The sequence below is a fragment of the Micromonospora sp. NPDC020750 genome (assembly GCF_044334565.1).
Classification (GTDB): Bacteria; Actinomycetota; Actinomycetes; order Mycobacteriales; family Micromonosporaceae; genus Micromonospora.
The window spans coordinates 64,936-79,009 of the sequence record NZ_JBIRTH010000008.1 but is presented as its reverse complement, the minus strand read 5'-3'; the positions used below and the strand labels follow the sequence as shown (position 1 = coordinate 79,009).

At 71.5% G+C, this 14,074-nt stretch carries 15 protein-coding genes; 11 read left to right on the top strand and 4 right to left on the bottom strand.

Annotated elements, in window-relative coordinates; translation table 11 throughout:
* Positions 1-104 precede the first annotated feature (104 nt).
* Positions 105-707, bottom strand: coding sequence for a DUF4291 domain-containing protein (locus ACH4T9_RS23800; protein ID WP_396673784.1), 603 nt, complete (start codon positions 705-707; stop codon positions 105-107).
* A gap of 124 nt (positions 708-831) precedes the next feature.
* On the opposite strand from ACH4T9_RS23800, the gene ACH4T9_RS23795 reads away from it, so the two are divergent.
* Entirely contained in the window at positions 832-1,323 is a 492-nt protein-coding gene (locus ACH4T9_RS23795; protein ID WP_396673518.1) for a type II toxin-antitoxin system PemK/MazF family toxin, read from the top strand.
* A 69-nt stretch (positions 1,324-1,392) separates the two neighbouring features.
* Here ACH4T9_RS23795 and ACH4T9_RS23790 read toward each other — a convergent pair whose 3' ends face one another.
* Positions 1,393-2,043 carry a GGDEF domain-containing protein gene (locus ACH4T9_RS23790; protein ID WP_396673517.1) on the bottom strand — a complete coding sequence of 217 codons (651 nt, stop codon included), beginning with the start codon at positions 2,041-2,043 and terminating at the stop codon, positions 1,393-1,395.
* Positions 2,044-2,309: 266 nt separating this feature from the next.
* On the opposite strand from ACH4T9_RS23790, the gene ACH4T9_RS23785 reads away from it, so the two are divergent.
* The 5 genes from ACH4T9_RS23785 to ACH4T9_RS23765 all read left to right on the top strand — a co-directional run bounded on the left by ACH4T9_RS23785 (position 2,310) and on the right by ACH4T9_RS23765 (position 7,256).
* A complete protein-coding gene (locus ACH4T9_RS23785) occupies positions 2,310-2,549 on the top strand; it encodes a DUF397 domain-containing protein (protein WP_387025209.1) in 240 nt (79 codons plus the stop codon).
* Positions 2,550-2,700: 151 nt separating this feature from the next.
* The gene (locus ACH4T9_RS23780) at positions 2,701-3,582 is read left to right on the top strand and encodes a helix-turn-helix domain-containing protein (RefSeq protein ID WP_396673783.1); all 882 of its coding nucleotides are present in this window, start codon (positions 2,701-2,703) and stop codon (positions 3,580-3,582) included.
* Between the two features lie 106 nt (positions 3,583-3,688).
* A complete protein-coding gene (locus tag ACH4T9_RS23775) occupies positions 3,689-4,537 on the top strand; it encodes an SAM-dependent methyltransferase (RefSeq protein WP_396673515.1) in 849 nt (282 codons plus the stop codon).
* Positions 4,538-4,663: 126 nt separating this feature from the next.
* Positions 4,664-6,298, top strand: coding sequence for a serine/threonine-protein kinase (locus tag ACH4T9_RS23770; protein WP_396673514.1), 1,635 nt, complete (start codon positions 4,664-4,666; stop codon positions 6,296-6,298).
* Positions 6,299-6,425: 127 nt separating this feature from the next.
* The gene (locus ACH4T9_RS23765) at positions 6,426-7,256 is read left to right on the top strand and encodes a DedA family protein (RefSeq protein ID WP_396673512.1); all 831 of its coding nucleotides are present in this window, start codon (positions 6,426-6,428) and stop codon (positions 7,254-7,256) included.
* A gap of 54 nt (positions 7,257-7,310) precedes the next feature.
* Here the strand turns inward: ACH4T9_RS23765 and ACH4T9_RS23760 are convergent, their stop codons facing one another.
* On the bottom strand, positions 7,311-7,826 hold the full coding sequence (locus ACH4T9_RS23760; protein WP_396673511.1) for a nuclear transport factor 2 family protein: 516 nt from the start codon (positions 7,824-7,826) through the stop codon (positions 7,311-7,313).
* Between the two features lie 17 nt (positions 7,827-7,843).
* The gene (locus tag ACH4T9_RS23755) at positions 7,844-8,719 is read right to left on the bottom strand and encodes a TIGR03619 family F420-dependent LLM class oxidoreductase (RefSeq protein ID WP_396673510.1); all 876 of its coding nucleotides are present in this window, start codon (positions 8,717-8,719) and stop codon (positions 7,844-7,846) included.
* 387 nt (positions 8,720-9,106) lie between these two features.
* Between ACH4T9_RS23755 and ACH4T9_RS23750 the strand changes: the two genes are divergently transcribed.
* Genes ACH4T9_RS23750 through ACH4T9_RS23730 form a run of 5 tightly spaced genes read left to right on the top strand, consistent with a single transcriptional unit; the run spans position 9,107 to position 14,070 of the window.
* Positions 9,107-10,282, top strand: a complete 1,176-nt coding sequence (locus ACH4T9_RS23750) for an acyl-CoA dehydrogenase family protein (RefSeq protein WP_396673508.1) — start codon at positions 9,107-9,109, stop codon at positions 10,280-10,282.
* Positions 10,283-10,287: 5 nt separating this feature from the next.
* Complete coding sequence (locus ACH4T9_RS23745; protein ID WP_396673506.1) at positions 10,288-11,319, top strand: bifunctional MaoC family dehydratase N-terminal/OB-fold nucleic acid binding domain-containing protein; 1,032 nt, start codon at positions 10,288-10,290, stop codon at positions 11,317-11,319.
* Positions 11,319-12,449 carry an acyl-CoA dehydrogenase family protein gene (locus tag ACH4T9_RS23740; protein WP_396673505.1) on the top strand — a complete coding sequence of 377 codons (1,131 nt, stop codon included), beginning with the start codon at positions 11,319-11,321 and terminating at the stop codon, positions 12,447-12,449. The genes ACH4T9_RS23745 and ACH4T9_RS23740 overlap by 1 nt, the downstream gene beginning before the upstream one ends.
* Positions 12,446-12,892 carry an acyl dehydratase gene (locus ACH4T9_RS23735; RefSeq protein ID WP_396673504.1) on the top strand — a complete coding sequence of 149 codons (447 nt, stop codon included), beginning with the start codon at positions 12,446-12,448 and terminating at the stop codon, positions 12,890-12,892. Before ACH4T9_RS23740 ends, ACH4T9_RS23735 begins: the two co-directional genes overlap by 4 nt.
* Positions 12,889-14,070 (top strand): lipid-transfer protein, encoded by a 1,182-nt coding sequence (locus ACH4T9_RS23730; RefSeq protein WP_396673503.1) that lies wholly within the window; start codon positions 12,889-12,891, stop codon positions 14,068-14,070. Before ACH4T9_RS23735 ends, ACH4T9_RS23730 begins: the two co-directional genes overlap by 4 nt.
* The last annotated feature ends 4 nt before the right edge of the window (positions 14,071-14,074 follow it).

The window sequence follows — 14,074 nt, the reverse complement described above, 5'->3', positions numbered from 1 at the left end:
GGGGACGCGGCAGGCCCGCGGGCCTGCCGGGGTGGCGGCGGCCCGCACGTCAGCCGGGGACGCGGCGGGCCCGCAGGCCAGCGGCGTGCGCGGCGGCCCGGACGTCAGCCGGGGTGCGCGGCGATCGCGTCGCCCACGCCGGTCGGCAGCGGGTAGGGGCGCTCCGCGGGCAGCATCGCCTCGGCCGAGGCGTCGTCGCCCGCGTCCAGCCGGGCCCGGATCGCCCGCGCCGTCGCGGTGACGTCGGTGATCCCGACGATCCACTCGTCGACGTACCGCCGGGCGGCCTCGCCGGTCAGGCCCATCTGCAGGGAACGGTGCCGCAGCGGCTGCGCCCGCACGGTCCGCTCCGGGTCCCACTGCACCCGGACCGGGCTGGTGCGCAGCCGCCGGGCCCAGTCGTCCTGGTCGGCGTGCGCGCCGGGCGCGTAGCCGCTCAGGCAGGCGTGCGCCAGGGCCCACTCGAATCCGACGCGGGTGATCTCGACGGCGAGCACCCGCTCCTGGCCCGGCTTCCGGGCCCAACCGCAGCGGTACATCATCCAGCGGAACGACGGCTTGATCCAGGTCATCCGGTCCCGCTTGAACGGAGGCACGAACCGGCCCGCCGCCACCGCCGGCCCGGCGATCTCCGGCGGGTACGCCTGGTACACGGTCAGCGTGTCGGCGGTGTACCGGGCGCGGATCTGGTGCAGGGGGACGGTCACGTCGGCATCGTCGCGGATCAGACCATCCGCCTCCACCGCTTTTCGCCTCCGCCGTTCCTGACCCGGTTGCTCTTCGCCCGAGGCGGGTCGGCGGCGGGCCGGGGGAGGGGCTAGGCTGCCCGCCGTGGCAGGTCTGTTCAGGAGTGTGGCGTCCCGGCTAGGGCGGGTGACCCGTGGGGCCGTCCCGGCGGGCACCCCCGGTCCGATCCCGGCCCAGGTCGCGCGGCGCCGGCAGGTCGCGGCGTTGCAGCGGCGGGAGCTCAGCTACGCCCCGGAGCCCGACGGCCAGGCCGACCCGGGCGAGGTCGTCTGGACCTGGGTGCCCTACGAGGACGACCCCCGGCAGGGCAAGGACCGGCCGGTCCTGGTCGTCGGCCGGGCCAGCCGCACGCTGTTCGGCCTGATGCTGTCCAGCCAGAGCGAGCGGGACGGCCAGCGACACTGGTTCTCCCTCGGCCCCGGCACGTGGGACCGCGACAACCGGCCGAGCTGGGTACGCCTCGATCGGGTGCTCACCATGCGGGAGGACAGCATCCGGCGCGAGGGCGCGGTGCTGGACCGGCCCCGCTTCGACCGGGTCGGCCAGGCCCTGCGTGCCGGCTACGGCTGGCGCTGACCCCGCGCCGCTGCCCGGCCCGGGCGGTCACCATCCGGCGAGGTGTGCGCTGTCGCCAACCTTGGGCGGTCACCACTCGGCGAGGTGTGCGCTGTCCACGAGCTGCCGGGTGGGGCCGGACGCGCCGACGCTCTTGGCCCGGTACATGGCCGCGTCGGCGCGGTCGAGCGCCTCGGTGAGCTGGGCGGGGCCGGTCACCGGGGCCAGGCCGACCGAGGCGGTGACCCGGAGGCTGAGACCGTCGAGCGGGATGGGCGCGGCGAGCGCCTCGCAGAGCCGGCGGGAGGCGTGCTCGATCCACCGTCGGTCGACCGTCGGGCTGGTCAGCAGGCCGGCGAACTCGTCACCGCCGAGGCGGGCCACCAGGTTGTCGCCGGCGAACGCGGCCAGTCGCTCGGCCACGCTGATCAGCACCCGGTCCCCGGCGGCGTGCCCGTAGCGGTCGTTGACCTGCTTGAAGTCGTCAAGGTCGAGCACCACCGCGATCAGCGGCTGGCCGACGGCATCGGTGAGCAGAGTGGTGGCCAGCCGGAAGAAGGCCCGTCGGTTGGGCAGCCCGGTGAGCGGGTCGTGGCTCGCGGCGTGCCGTTCGGCGGCGAGTTCCGCCTGGAGGTGCTCGATCTCCGCCTCGGCCAGCAGGGCGCGGCGGCGTAGCTGCCACGCGGACACGAGGGCCCCGGCGGCCGAGATGCCGGATGCGATGGTCAACGGATCCGGCACGAACCCTCCCCTCGCCGCGTCCGCCCGCTGGCCCTGCGCGATGCCGGCCGGCGCGTTCCTACACACCCGCATTTTGCCTGGTGCGGCCCCGATTCGAGTAACCCAAAGTGAACGAATGGGTACACCGCACGTGCGTTATCATGCTCGTTGTCCGGTGCAGATGCAATAGCAGATGCACGTGCAGCAGCATCGTTTTCGACCCACCCCCTCGCCAGCACCGCTCCTCCCCGCGGCATAGGCAGGCTCTTGAAGAGAAAGACGCCCCCATGCAGCAGCCCCACAACGGCGTTCCCGCCGCGCAGCTCCCCCCGCTGAAGTGGCAGAAGAGCCGACGGAGCAACCCCAGCGGCAACTGCGTCGAGTTGGCCGAACTCCCCGGCGGCGGCGGGATCGCCCTGCGCAACTCGCGCCACCCCGAGGGTCCGGCGCTGATCTACACGGTGGACGAGATCGCCGCCTTCGTGCTGGGAGCCAGGGACGGGGACTTCGACGATCTGATCGCCTGACCCAGCGTAACCGTCCGGCTCCGTCCCGTCGATGGGACCAAAACACCCTTCGGGCGGGTACACCTCACTGTCGGTCCATGGCATGCTTACACGTCGGCCGGGGTCGGGGCCCGGTTGACGGAGGCTGGCAAGCGGAGGTCGGCACGTGACGATGGTTCCCACGGAAGGTGGCCCAGCCACCGGCCCGACCGTGCTGCGCATGCTGCTCGGCGCCCAACTGCGCCGCCTGCGTGAGGCCGTCGGGGTGACCAGGGAGGGCGCCGGCTGGGAGATCCGGGCCTCCGAATCGAAGATCAGCCGGATGGAGCTGGGCCGGGTCGGCTTCAAGGAACGCGACGTCGCCGACCTGCTCAGCCTCTACGGGGTCACCGATTCCGAGGAGCGCGAGGCCCTGCTCAAGCTTGCCCGGGACGCCAACAGTCCGGGCTGGTGGCACCGTTACGGCGACGTGTTGCCGTCCTGGTTCCAGTCCTACCTGGGCCTGGAGGCGGCCGCCGCGCTGATCCGCAGCTACGAGGTCCAGTTCGTGCCCGGCCTGCTCCAGACCCCGGAATACGCCCGGGCGGTCGTCCTGCTCGGCCACCGCAGCGCCGGCGCGGACGAGATCGACCGGCGGGTGGGCCTGCGCATGCAGCGCCAGGAGTTGCTGCGCCGCCCGCAGCCGCCCCAGCTGTGGGCGGTGGTCGACGAGGCGGCGCTGCGCCGACCGATCGGCGGCCCCGAGGTGATGCGCGGCCAGTTCGCCGCCCTGATCGAGGCGACCCGGTCGCCGCACGTGCGGTTGCAGATCATCCCGTTCGACGCGGGCGGGCACGCCGCGGCGGGCGGTGCCTTCACCATCCTGCGCTTCGGCGACCAGGACCTGCCGGACATCGTCTACATCGAACAGCTCACCAGCGCCATCTACCTCGACAAGCGCGAGGACCTCGACTACTACGCGGCGGCCATGGAGCGCCTCTGCGTGGAGGCCGAGCCCCCGGAGCGAACGCCGGAGCTGCTGGCCCGGCTGCGTGACGAGATCCTTCCGGGGTGACGGGTTCCCGGGCGCGGAGCCGGCCCGGGAGCATCTACCATGGTCGGGACCGACGACAGTGGACGGACGTCGGCGCGCCGATGCCAGCGCAGAGCATGGAGGAGCCTTGACCACCGACGCCCCCGGTGCCCCGACCGACCCCGCCCACCGCAGGGACCGGATCGACACCTCGGTGGCGCATCCCGCCCGCCGCTACAACTACTGGCTGGGCGGCAAGGACAACTTCCAGGCCGACCGAGACTCGGGTGACGCGATGGCCGCGGCCTTCCCGACCATCCGCGTCACCGCCCTGGAGAACCGCCGCTTCCTCCAGCGGGCGGTGCGCTACCTGGCCCGCGAGGCCGGCCTGCGGCAGTTCCTCGACATCGGCACCGGCATCCCCACCGCCGACAACACCCACGAGGTCGCCCAGGCCGTCGCCCCGCAGACCCGGGTGGTGTACGTCGACAACGACCCCATCGTGCTCGCCCACGCCCGCGCCCTGCTGACCAGCGCGCCCGAGGGCGCCACCGCCTACATCGACGCCGACCTTCGCGACCCGGAGAAGATCCTCTCCCACCCCGACCTGCGGCGCACCATCGACCTCGGGCAGCCGGTGGCGCTGATGCTGGTGGCGATCCTGCACTTCCTGCCCGACCCGGACGAGCCGTACGCGCTGGTCCGGCGGCTGCTGGACGCCCTGCCCCCAGGCAGCCACCTGGCCGCCACGCACGCCACCTACGACCACCTCCCGGGGCAGGTCGGCGAGGACGCCAGGGCGGCGACGAGGAACGGGGGCGGGTACGGCGCGCTCTACCTGCGCAGCCTGGCCGATTTCACCCGGTTCTTCGACGGCCTGGAACTGGTCGACCCGGGCATCGTCTCCGCAGCCGAATGGCGTGCCGCCGCGGAGCCGCAGCCCCGGCCCTCGGCGGCCGACGTCAGCCTCTACGCGGCCGTGGCGCGCAAGCCCTGACCGGACCCCGCCCCGGCGCGCCCGCCCCGGGCCGCCGGATAGCGATACCGCCCATGTCCGGACATCCCGGCCCGGCCGAGCGCCGGGACTGGTGCCCGTCCCGACCGGCAGGCAGACTGGACCATCATGTCGCCGTTCACCCCCGGCCTACGGCTGCACGACCGGTACGTCCTGCGTGAGCGCATCGGCCTCGGTGGGATGTCCGAGGTGTGGCGTGCTGACGACGAGGTGCTGCACCGTCCTGTGGCGGTCAAGGCCCTGGCGGGGCAGCCCGCCGCCGACCCGCAGCTACGCGCCACCATCCAGCGCGAGGCCCGGGCCGCCGCCCGGCTCACCCATCCGCACGTCACCCAGGTGTACGACTACGGCGAGGCGACCCTGGCCGCCGGCACCGTGCTGCCCTACCTGGTGATGGAGCTGGTCGACGGGCACAGCCTGGCCGACCGGCTCACCGCAGGGCCGCTGCCCTGGCCGGAGGCCGTCCGGGTGGCCGGGCAGGTCGCCGCCGCCCTCGCCGCCGCGCACCGCATCGGCGTGGTGCACCGGGACGTCAAGCCGGGCAACATCATGCTCACCGGGACCGGCGCCAAGGTGCTCGACTTCGGCATCGCCGCGGTCGCCGGCCCGCGCCACCCGCTCGCCGGCCCGCCCTCCGGCCACAGCGGCGAGTTGATGATGGGCACCCCGGCGTACTTCGCGCCCGAGCGGATGACCCCCGGGCCGCCGGACCCGGCCAGCGACGTCTACGCCCTCGGCGCGCTGCTCTACCGGGCCCTGACCGGTGGCGCGCCGCTGCCCGTGCAGACCTGGGAGGACGCCGTCGAGGTGCACGCCCGGCATATGCCGGTGCCGCCGCTGCGGGTCACCGGGCTGCCCCCGGACGTCGCCGAGCTCACCCTCGCCTGCCTGGACGCCGACCCGGCCCGCCGACCCACCACCGCCGAGCTGGCCGTCCGGCTCGGCGCGGCCCCGCCGGCGGAACCGCCGACCGCGCTCCTGCCCGTCGTTCCGCCGGCCGCGCCGCACCCGCCCACCCTGATCGACCGGTCGGGCCACCCCGCCACCCGTGCCACCTCCGGCCCGGCGACCGGGCCCGCATCGCGGTTCTCCGCGTCGCCCTCGCCGACGTCGCGGTTCTCCGCGTCGCCCTCGGCCGCCTCGTCCTCGCCCGCGTCGTGGCCGGGTACGTCGTCGTCTGCCGCCTCGCCTTCGGGCGCGTCGTGGCCGGGCGCGTCGTCGTCGGCGGGCCCGGCCAGGCGGTCGCGGCGTTCAAACCGGTTGCTCGGCGTCCTCGTCCTGGCCGGGATGGCGCTGCTCGTCGGGCTGATCGGGCTGTTCGCCCCGGTCGGCGGGTCCCCGAACCCGCCGGCCGCCGCGCCCGGCGTGACCACTCCCGCTGCCCAGTCGACGGCGACGCGGGCCGCGCCTCCCACGCCGACCAGAACCGCGCCGAGCCGGGTCCCCCCGACCACCGCCCGAAGCCGGCCGGTCAGCCTGGGCGACTTGGCCGCCGAGTTCATCGCAGTGATCGACGAGGCGAAGGCCCGTGGCGAGATCGAGCGGAAGACCGCCGACGAACTGCGGGACAAGGCCGAGGCGCTGAACCGGGGCAAGCTCAAGGACCGGTTCAAGGGGATCAGGGACCTGCGCGAACGGCTCGCCAAGGCGGTTGAGCGGGACCAGATCGGCGCGGCGGTGGCGAACCGACTGCGCGACCTGCTCACCGGCTACGGCCAGGTGCGCGGCGACGAGACGGACTGACCGCCTTCAGCCCAGCGCGACGGCGTCCCCCACCGCCACCCGATCCGCACCGCCCCGCCGACGGACGCGCCGGCGACGGATCGGGTGACGCATGGCGGTCGGCGAAGATGGTCATTAGCTTTGTCGGATGATCAGCACGCAACAGCTCCTGCCCTTCCCCCGTACCGTCGCCGTCGGCCCCGAGCCTGGCTCCGACGGACCGGTGGGGTTCGTCACGGGGCTGGTCGAACGGCTGGGCGGTCCCGGCGCCGGACTGGCGGTCGCGCTTGAGAATCTCTTCCCACCCATTCCCAGCGAGGTGATCCTGCCGCTGGCCGGCTTCGCCGCCAGCCAGGGCAAGATGAGCCTGGTCGGGGCGATCGGGTGGACCACCCTCGGCTCCGTGGTCGGCGCCCTCGCCCTGTACGCGATCGGCGCCATGCTGGGCCGAGACCGGATGCGCGCCATCGTCGCGCGACTGCCACTGGTCAAGCTCGACGACGTCGACCGGACGGAGGCGTGGTTCCTCCGGCACGGCGTCAAGGCGGTGTTCTTCGGCCGGATGATCCCGGTGTTCCGCAGCCTCATCTCGATTCCGGCCGGCGTGGAACGGATGCCGGTGCCGACCTTCCTGGTGTACACGACCCTGGGCAGCCTGATCTGGAACACGATCTTCGTGATGGCGGGCTACCTGCTCGGGGAGAACTGGCACGTCGTCGAGGGTTACGTCGGCGCGTTCCAGAACGTGGTCATCGTGGTGTGCGCGGTGGCGCTCGGTTGGTTCGTGGTCACCCGGGTGCGGCGTGCCCGTGCCGCCCGGCAGGCGGTGGCCGGAGCAGCCCCGGCCACCCCGGTCGATGCTGTCCGCGCATCCGACGCGGAGTCGTCGCCGTCGGCCCGGCCGGAGTTCGGTGCGGCACGTGAGCACCGGGGGACCATCTACCGCAGCGGGTCCTGGCAGGGAGGGCCTGAACGCTGACCCCGTACCATCACTGGCCTCTGCGCCCTGCGCCTTTCCGGGGTGACGGGCCCGTCAGTCGGAGATCTCCCGATCCGCGCTCGGTGTGCCGTTGACGGCGGCACCCAGCAGGTCGCGTGCTTCGACGGAACCGTCGAGCTGGCGGTTGATCCGGTGGGTGGTCTTCCAGCCTTCGGCGGTACGGATGAACTCCCAGCGGTTGACGCCGGTGCGCCAGATCCGGTAGCTGTCGCTGTCGCGGTTGCGCAGGACGAGCTGCGAGTACGCGGTGACGACGGCGGTGTCTCCGGCCACCTGGATGTGTGGGATGCCCTGGAGATGGGCGGACCCGTCCTCGATCAGTTGATGGTGCCGATCGCTGGTGACCATGTCGGCGATGGCCGTACGGCCTGCCATCGTCACCAGGTCGGTGTCGTAGGTGCCGTCCTCGGTCCACAGTTCGGCGGTGGCGGTGGCGGCTCCGCTGTCCACGCCCGGACCGTAGCTGGCGAGGATCTGAAGCAGGGCCAGCCGGTCCTCCAACTCCTGAACCCGGCGTTCCAGGGCGGCAATCGGGTCGTTCCGGGTCATGGTTGCTCCTCGCTGACTCACAGGGGGGCCGGTCGGGTCCAGCCGGCGTCGGGAAACAGCTCGGTGAGGGCCACCATCTGTTCGATCAGGTGGTCGGCACTGTGATGGGTGAACTTGGTGTTGATGACGGTCGCGCCGGCCTCGATGACGCGTTCGACGTTCGACCGGGCGCCGGCGGGGTCGCCCAGCGGGTCGAGGTTGCGGGGTTGCAGGATCACCTCGAACCCGGCGGGCCGGTCAACGGCACGGAGCAGGGCGGCGATCTCGGTGAAGGTCAGTCCGAACGGCTTCCAACCGTCACCGAGTTCGCAGGCGCGTCGCAGCGACCGGCGGGTCCGGCCACCGACCCAGATCGGCAGGTGTGGCTGGCAGCCGTGCGGATCCACCACCAGGTCACGGAAGCTGTAGTGGGGTCCGGCGTACTCGGGAACGGCCTTCGCCCACGCGGCCCGCAACGCCCGGATAGCGTCGTCGGCTCTCGGCCCCCGGCCGGCGAACGGCGCGCCCAACAGGTTGAACTCCTCTTCGAGGCTGCCCACGCCGACGCCGAGTACGACCCGTCCGTCGCTGAGTTGGTCCAGCGTTCCGTAGGACTTCGCGATCGCGAGCGGGTGGTGGTAGCCGAGCACCAGAATGTTGGTGGCCAGCCGGATCTGTTGGGTGCGCCCGGCGAGATAACCCAGCGTGGCCAACGGATCCCAGTAGGTGCTGCCCCGGCTCTCGGCCCCTGCCGTGGGAATGGCGACATGCTCGCTGCAGGTCAGATGGTGGTAGCCCAGTCGGTCCGCTGCCTGCGCGATTCGGGACAGCTCGGCAACGCCGGCCGTGGCCTCCCAGGGTGCGGCTTCCGCCGGCTGCCGTATGACGATAGGGGTGAGGATCCCGAAGCGCATCCGCTGTTTCCTCCGTGTCCAGGGCTCGTGCCGCCGCGTTGCGGGCGCTCGTGGCGCGATCTGCCGGAAAGGCTCGCACGGCTCCGCTCACCTAGCAAGCATTTGCTTGATTCTGCGGCTGGCGCTGCTGGTGGGATCCGGTGCGACAGGGGATGGGCCCGCCTGGCGGGTGCCGGGAGAAGTGGTCTTGACACCCCCGGGGCCGGGTATATGCTCGCAACCAAGCGCTTGCTTGACGTGCGCTGAACTACGTACCGGCCGTGTTGACGGCTCCGCGCGGGGCCGGCAGGGCGGCCGGCAAGGTGCTCCGGAGGCCGAGGCACCCGATGTGGAGATCGGATCTGACCTTCACCCGTTCCTGCCTTCCGAAGGAGAAAGGCCGAGCATATGTTCTTGGACTACACCCTTGAGCAGCAGGAGCTGCGCAAAGACCTGCGGGCCTACTTCGACGCGCTGCTGACGCCGGAGGTTCGGGAAGCGATCGGCGGAACCAACGAGGACCGGCCGGCGTACCGCGAGGTGGTCCGGCAGATGGGCCGGGACGGGTGGCTCGGGCTTGGGTGGCCGACCGAGTACGGCGGTCAGGGCAGATCGGCTATCGACCAGTACATCCTGTTCGACGAGGTGCAGCGGGCCGGTGCCCCGTTCCCGTTCGTCACCATCAACAACATCGGGCCGATGATTCAGCGGTTCGGCACCGAGGAGCAGAAACGTACCTACCTGCCCGGCATGCTGACCGGAGACATCCTGTTCGCGATCGGATACAGCGAACCGGAGGCCGGTACCGACCTGGCCGCCCTCAAGTCGAAGGCTGAACTGGTCGGTGACCAGTGGTTGATCAATGGCAACAAGGTGTTCACCAGCGGCGCCAGCCAGGCCGACTACGTCTGGTTCGCCTGCCGGACCGACCCGGACGCGCCCAAGCACCACGGAATCTCGATCATCATCGTGCCGACCTCGACGCCGGGGCTGAGCTGTACGCCGATCGCCACCTCCGGTCTGACGCACACCAACACCACCTACTACAACGATGTCCGGGTGCCCCGCGAGAACCTGGTGGGTGAGATCAACAAGGGCTGGAAGTTGATCACATCGCAGCTGGGGCACGAGCGGGTCGGCCTCGCCGCCTTCGGTGGACGTACCGAACAGTTGTGGAGCGACACCGCCGACTGGTGTCGGCAGGCGCAGGTCGACGGCGAGCGGGCCATCGACCAGAGCTGGGTTCGCCAGGACCTCGCCCGCAGCTATGTCGAGGTCGAAGCCATGCGGCTGCTGAACTGGAAGCTCGCGGTGCTGGGCGAGGGTCAGAACCCGGCCCCGGCTGCGGCGGCAGTGGCCAAGGTCTTCGGCACGGAGACACATGACAGCGTGTGCCGCACCCTGCTCGGGGCGGTCGGACCGTTGGCCACCCGCCGGCCGGGCGCTCCCGACGCCCCGCTGGCCGGCCGACTGGAAGCGCTCACCCGAGGCTCATACATCAACACCTTCGGCGGCGGCACCAACGAGGTGCTGCGCGACATGATCGCCGTCAACGGCCTCGGCATGCCCCGAAAGGGTCGGTGATTGCGATGACGACCACGACAGCAGCTGACGAACAGGTGTTCCTGGAGAACCTCCGCGCCTTCATCGGGCAGGAGGCGACGCCGGTCCGGCGCGCCCAGGAACCGGTCAACCGGCCGATGATCCGGCACTTCGTCGAGGCCATGGGCGACGAGAACCCGGTCTACCTGGACGACGAGGCTGCCGGTGCCACCGGCCGGGACGGCATCGTCGCTCCGCCGCCCATGCTCTCGACCTGGCTCATGGTGGGCTATCGGGCTCACCGGACGGCTGCCTCCGGCGACGCGCCGGACACCCCGATGGCCCGGCTGCTGGGCCTGCTGGCCGAGGCCGGATTCACCGGTGTGGTCGCCACCAACGACGAGCAGACCTACCACCGGGAGCTGCGGCTCGGGGACGACCTGTCGATGACGACCGTCATCGAGGACGTCTCGGCGTGCAAGCGGACCGGTCTGGGCGCCGGGCACTTCATCACCACCCTGCGCACCTACCGCGACCAGCACGGACAGATCGTCGCCGAACAGCGGTTCCGGATCCTGCGCTTCAACCCGCGGAGCACCACGTCCGCCGCAGCGCCGGCACCGGCGGCGGCGAAGAACACGGAGGCCGCCCCCGCCGCGACCACCGGCGCGGATCCGGCCGTACGACCGAAGCCGTTCATCCTTCGGGACAACGAGTTCTGGTTCAAGGCGGCCCGGGAGCGCCGGTTGGTGATCCAGTGCTGCGACGACTGCGGCGTACTGCGTCACCCGCCGTCGCCGGCCTGCCCGCACTGCCGTTCGTTCGGCTGGCACGAGGCTCCTGCGTCCGGCCGGGGAACCGTGCACAGCTACGTGACCAGCCACCACCCGAAGGCGCCGGGGTTCGACTACCCGCTGCCGGTGGTGTTGGTGGACCTCGATGAGGGCACCCGGCTGGTCGCGGACTACGCCGGCGACCCGACGGACATCCACATCGGCATGCCCGTCGAGATCGACTGGCTCGACCGGGATGACGAGCTGACCCTGCCCCGATTCCGCGCCGTGGGAGAAAAGGCCTGATGGACTTTCAGTTGACCGAGGGCCAGACCACCGTACGCGAGCTGGCCGAGGGCGTTTTCGCCCGGCACGGCGACCCGCAGCACCTGGCCGAGATCGAGGCCGGGGAGGAGCGGTTCGACCGCCGGTTGTGGCGGGACCTCGCCGAATCGGGGGTGCTCGGACTGGTCGTGCCGGCCGAGCACGACGGTGCCGGCCTCGGCCTGTCGGAGTTCGGCCTCGCCCTGATCGAGCAGGGGCGGCGGGTTCCACTCGTGCCGCTCTGGGAGACCGTCGTGCTCGGCGCGCTTCCGCTGATCCGGTACGGCACCGAGAAGCAGCAGGCCATCTGGCTGCCGAGAATCGCCGAGGGCGGTGCGGTGCTGACCGCCGCGCTGGAGTTCCTCGGCGCCGGTCGGCCCTCGACGACCGCCGGCCGGGCGGGTGGCGCTGACGGCGCAAACAGCACCGACGGCTGGGAGATCTCCGGAACCTGCGCCTCTGTTCCCTTCGGGCACCTCGCCGACGCCGTGGTCGTGCCCGCCAGCACGCAGTCCGGTGCCGTCGAACTGTTCCTGGTCGAGACCGACCAGCCCGGAGTTGTCCGGTCCGGCTACGAGCGGACCGACCGTGGCCGGTCCGCCGATCTGAGGCTGGCGTCGGCGTACGCGCAGCGGCTCGGCATCGACGACCCCTCGGAAGACCCGGTGTCCTGGCTGCTCCAGCGGGCCTGGATCGGGCTGGCCGCGCTCCAACTCGGAGTGAGTCAGGAGTCGGTCCGGCAGACGGCCGACTACCTGTCGCACCGGCACCAGTTCGGTGTGCCGCTGGCAACGTTCCAGGCCGCCGCGCACCAGGCCGCCAACTGCCACATCGACACCGAGGCGATGGAGGTCACCTTCTGGAACGCCCTGTGGCGGCAGGAGACCGACCGGCCTGCTGTCGCTGCGGCCCACACGGCGAAGTGGTGGGCCGCCGACGCCGGCGACCGCGTCGCACGTACCGTCCAGCACCTGCACGGCGGGCTCGGCGCCGACGTCACCTACCCGATCCACCGCTACATGCTCTGGAGCAGTCAACTGGCCAACACGCTCGGCTCCGCGAGCTTCCACCTGCACCGGATCGGCACGCAGATCGCCGGAGGCACCGCATGACCACCAGAACGCGCCTGCTCGACGAGGTATCCGTGGGCGACGAGCTTCCCGAACTCCAGATCCCGGTCACTCGTACCGTGATCGTGGCGGGAGCCCTGGCCACCCGCGACTTCGAGGACGTGCACCACGACCCGCAGCGTGCGGTGGAGCGGGGCACTCCGGACACCTACATGAGCATCAACAACACCAACGGACTGGTGGGCCGCTACGTCACCGACTGGTCAGGCCCGGGCGCCGTGCTGACCCGGCTGTCCACCCGACTCGGCGTGCCGAACTTCTCCGGCGGCACCCTGGTCCTGACCGGTCAGGTCAAGGCCAAACAGGCCGACACCGTCACGGTCGCGGTGACCGGCACCAACAGCAAGGGGGTGCACACCACCTCCGAGGTGACCCTGCGCCTGCCGACCGGAGAATCCCGCCAGCAGCCGGAGGTGGCGCAGTGACATCGGACTTCCTTTCCGGAAAAGCGGCGATCGTCGGGATCGGGGCCACCGACTTCTCCAAGAACTCGGGCCGCAGCGAGCTGCAACTCGCCGCCGAAGCCGTACTCGCCGCGTTGGCCGACGCGGGCCTGAGCCCGCAGGACGTCGACGGCATGTCGACGTTCACCATGGAGAGCAACTCGGAGAACATGGTGGCGCGGACCCTCGGGATTCCGCAGCTCACGTTCTTCTCCCGGATCTCGCAGGGTGGGGGTGCGGCCTGCGCCCCGGTCCAGCAGGCCGCCATGGCGGTGGCCACCGGCATCGCCGATGTCGTGGTCGTCTACCGAGCCTTCAACGAGCGCTCCGGGGTGCGGTTCGGGCTCGGCCCGCCGCCGGCGAAGACCACCGCCACCACCGACAACGAGTACCGCAGCTGGATCAACCCGTACGGACTACTGACTCCCGCTCAGCACATCGCGATGTTCGCCCGCCGGTACATGCACACCTACGGTGCCACCAGCGAGGACTTCGGGCGGGTCGCGGTCAGCCTGCGCCGGCACGCCTCGGTGAACCCGCGGGCCTGGTTCTACGGCAAGCCGATCACCCTGGCGGACCACCAGGCGTCGCGGTGGATCGCCGAGCCGCTGCGCCTGCTGGACTGCTGCCAGGAGACCGACGGCGGTCAGGCCATGGTGATCGTGAGCAGGGAACGGGCCCGGCAGTTGCGGCAGAAGCCGGCGGTCATCACGGCGGCCGCCCAGGGCAGCGGTCCGGACCAGTACCCGATGGTCAGCTACTACCGCGACGACCTCACCCGGATTCCCGAGGTCGAACTCTGCGCGCAGCAACTGTGGGCGCAGTCGCACCTGGGACCGCAGGACATCGACGCCGCGATCCTGTACGACCACTTCACCCCCCTGGTGCTCAACCAGTTGGAGGAGTACGGCTTCTGCGGCCGGGGTGAAGCCAAGGACTTCGTCGCTGACGGCCACCTTGAGCTGGACGGGGCACTGCCCACCAACACTCACGGCGGGCAGATCGGTGAGGCGTACCTGCACGGGACCAACGGCATCGCCGAGGGGGTCCGACTCATCCGGGGCACCTCCACGAGCCAACCGGCCGAAGTGTCCCATGTGCTGGTCACCGCCGGGGTGGGCGTACCCACGAGCGGCTTGATCCTGTCCACGGACAGCTGACCCG

Bases quoted from the DNA above. Each gene is read 5' to 3' on its own strand.
- ACH4T9_RS23750 (WP_396673508.1), top strand. From the start codon at position 9,107: ATGTTCTTGGACTACACCCTTGAGCAGCAGGAGCTGCGCAAAGACCTG.
- ACH4T9_RS23755 (WP_396673510.1), bottom strand. From the start codon at position 8,719: ATGCGCTTCGGGATCCTCACCCCTATCGTCATACGGCAGCCGGCGGAA.
- ACH4T9_RS23760 (WP_396673511.1), bottom strand. From the start codon at position 7,826: ATGACCCGGAACGACCCGATTGCCGCCCTGGAACGCCGGGTTCAGGAG.
- ACH4T9_RS23765 (WP_396673512.1), top strand. From the start codon at position 6,426: ATGATCAGCACGCAACAGCTCCTGCCCTTCCCCCGTACCGTCGCCGTC.
- ACH4T9_RS23785 (WP_387025209.1), top strand. From the start codon at position 2,310: ATGCAGCAGCCCCACAACGGCGTTCCCGCCGCGCAGCTCCCCCCGCTG.
- ACH4T9_RS23780 (WP_396673783.1), top strand. From the start codon at position 2,701: ATGGTTCCCACGGAAGGTGGCCCAGCCACCGGCCCGACCGTGCTGCGC.
- ACH4T9_RS23740 (WP_396673505.1), top strand. From the start codon at position 11,319: ATGGACTTTCAGTTGACCGAGGGCCAGACCACCGTACGCGAGCTGGCC.
- ACH4T9_RS23770 (WP_396673514.1), top strand. From the start codon at position 4,664: ATGTCGCCGTTCACCCCCGGCCTACGGCTGCACGACCGGTACGTCCTG.
- ACH4T9_RS23735 (WP_396673504.1), top strand. From the start codon at position 12,446: ATGACCACCAGAACGCGCCTGCTCGACGAGGTATCCGTGGGCGACGAG.
- ACH4T9_RS23745 (WP_396673506.1), top strand. From the start codon at position 10,288: ATGACGACCACGACAGCAGCTGACGAACAGGTGTTCCTGGAGAACCTC.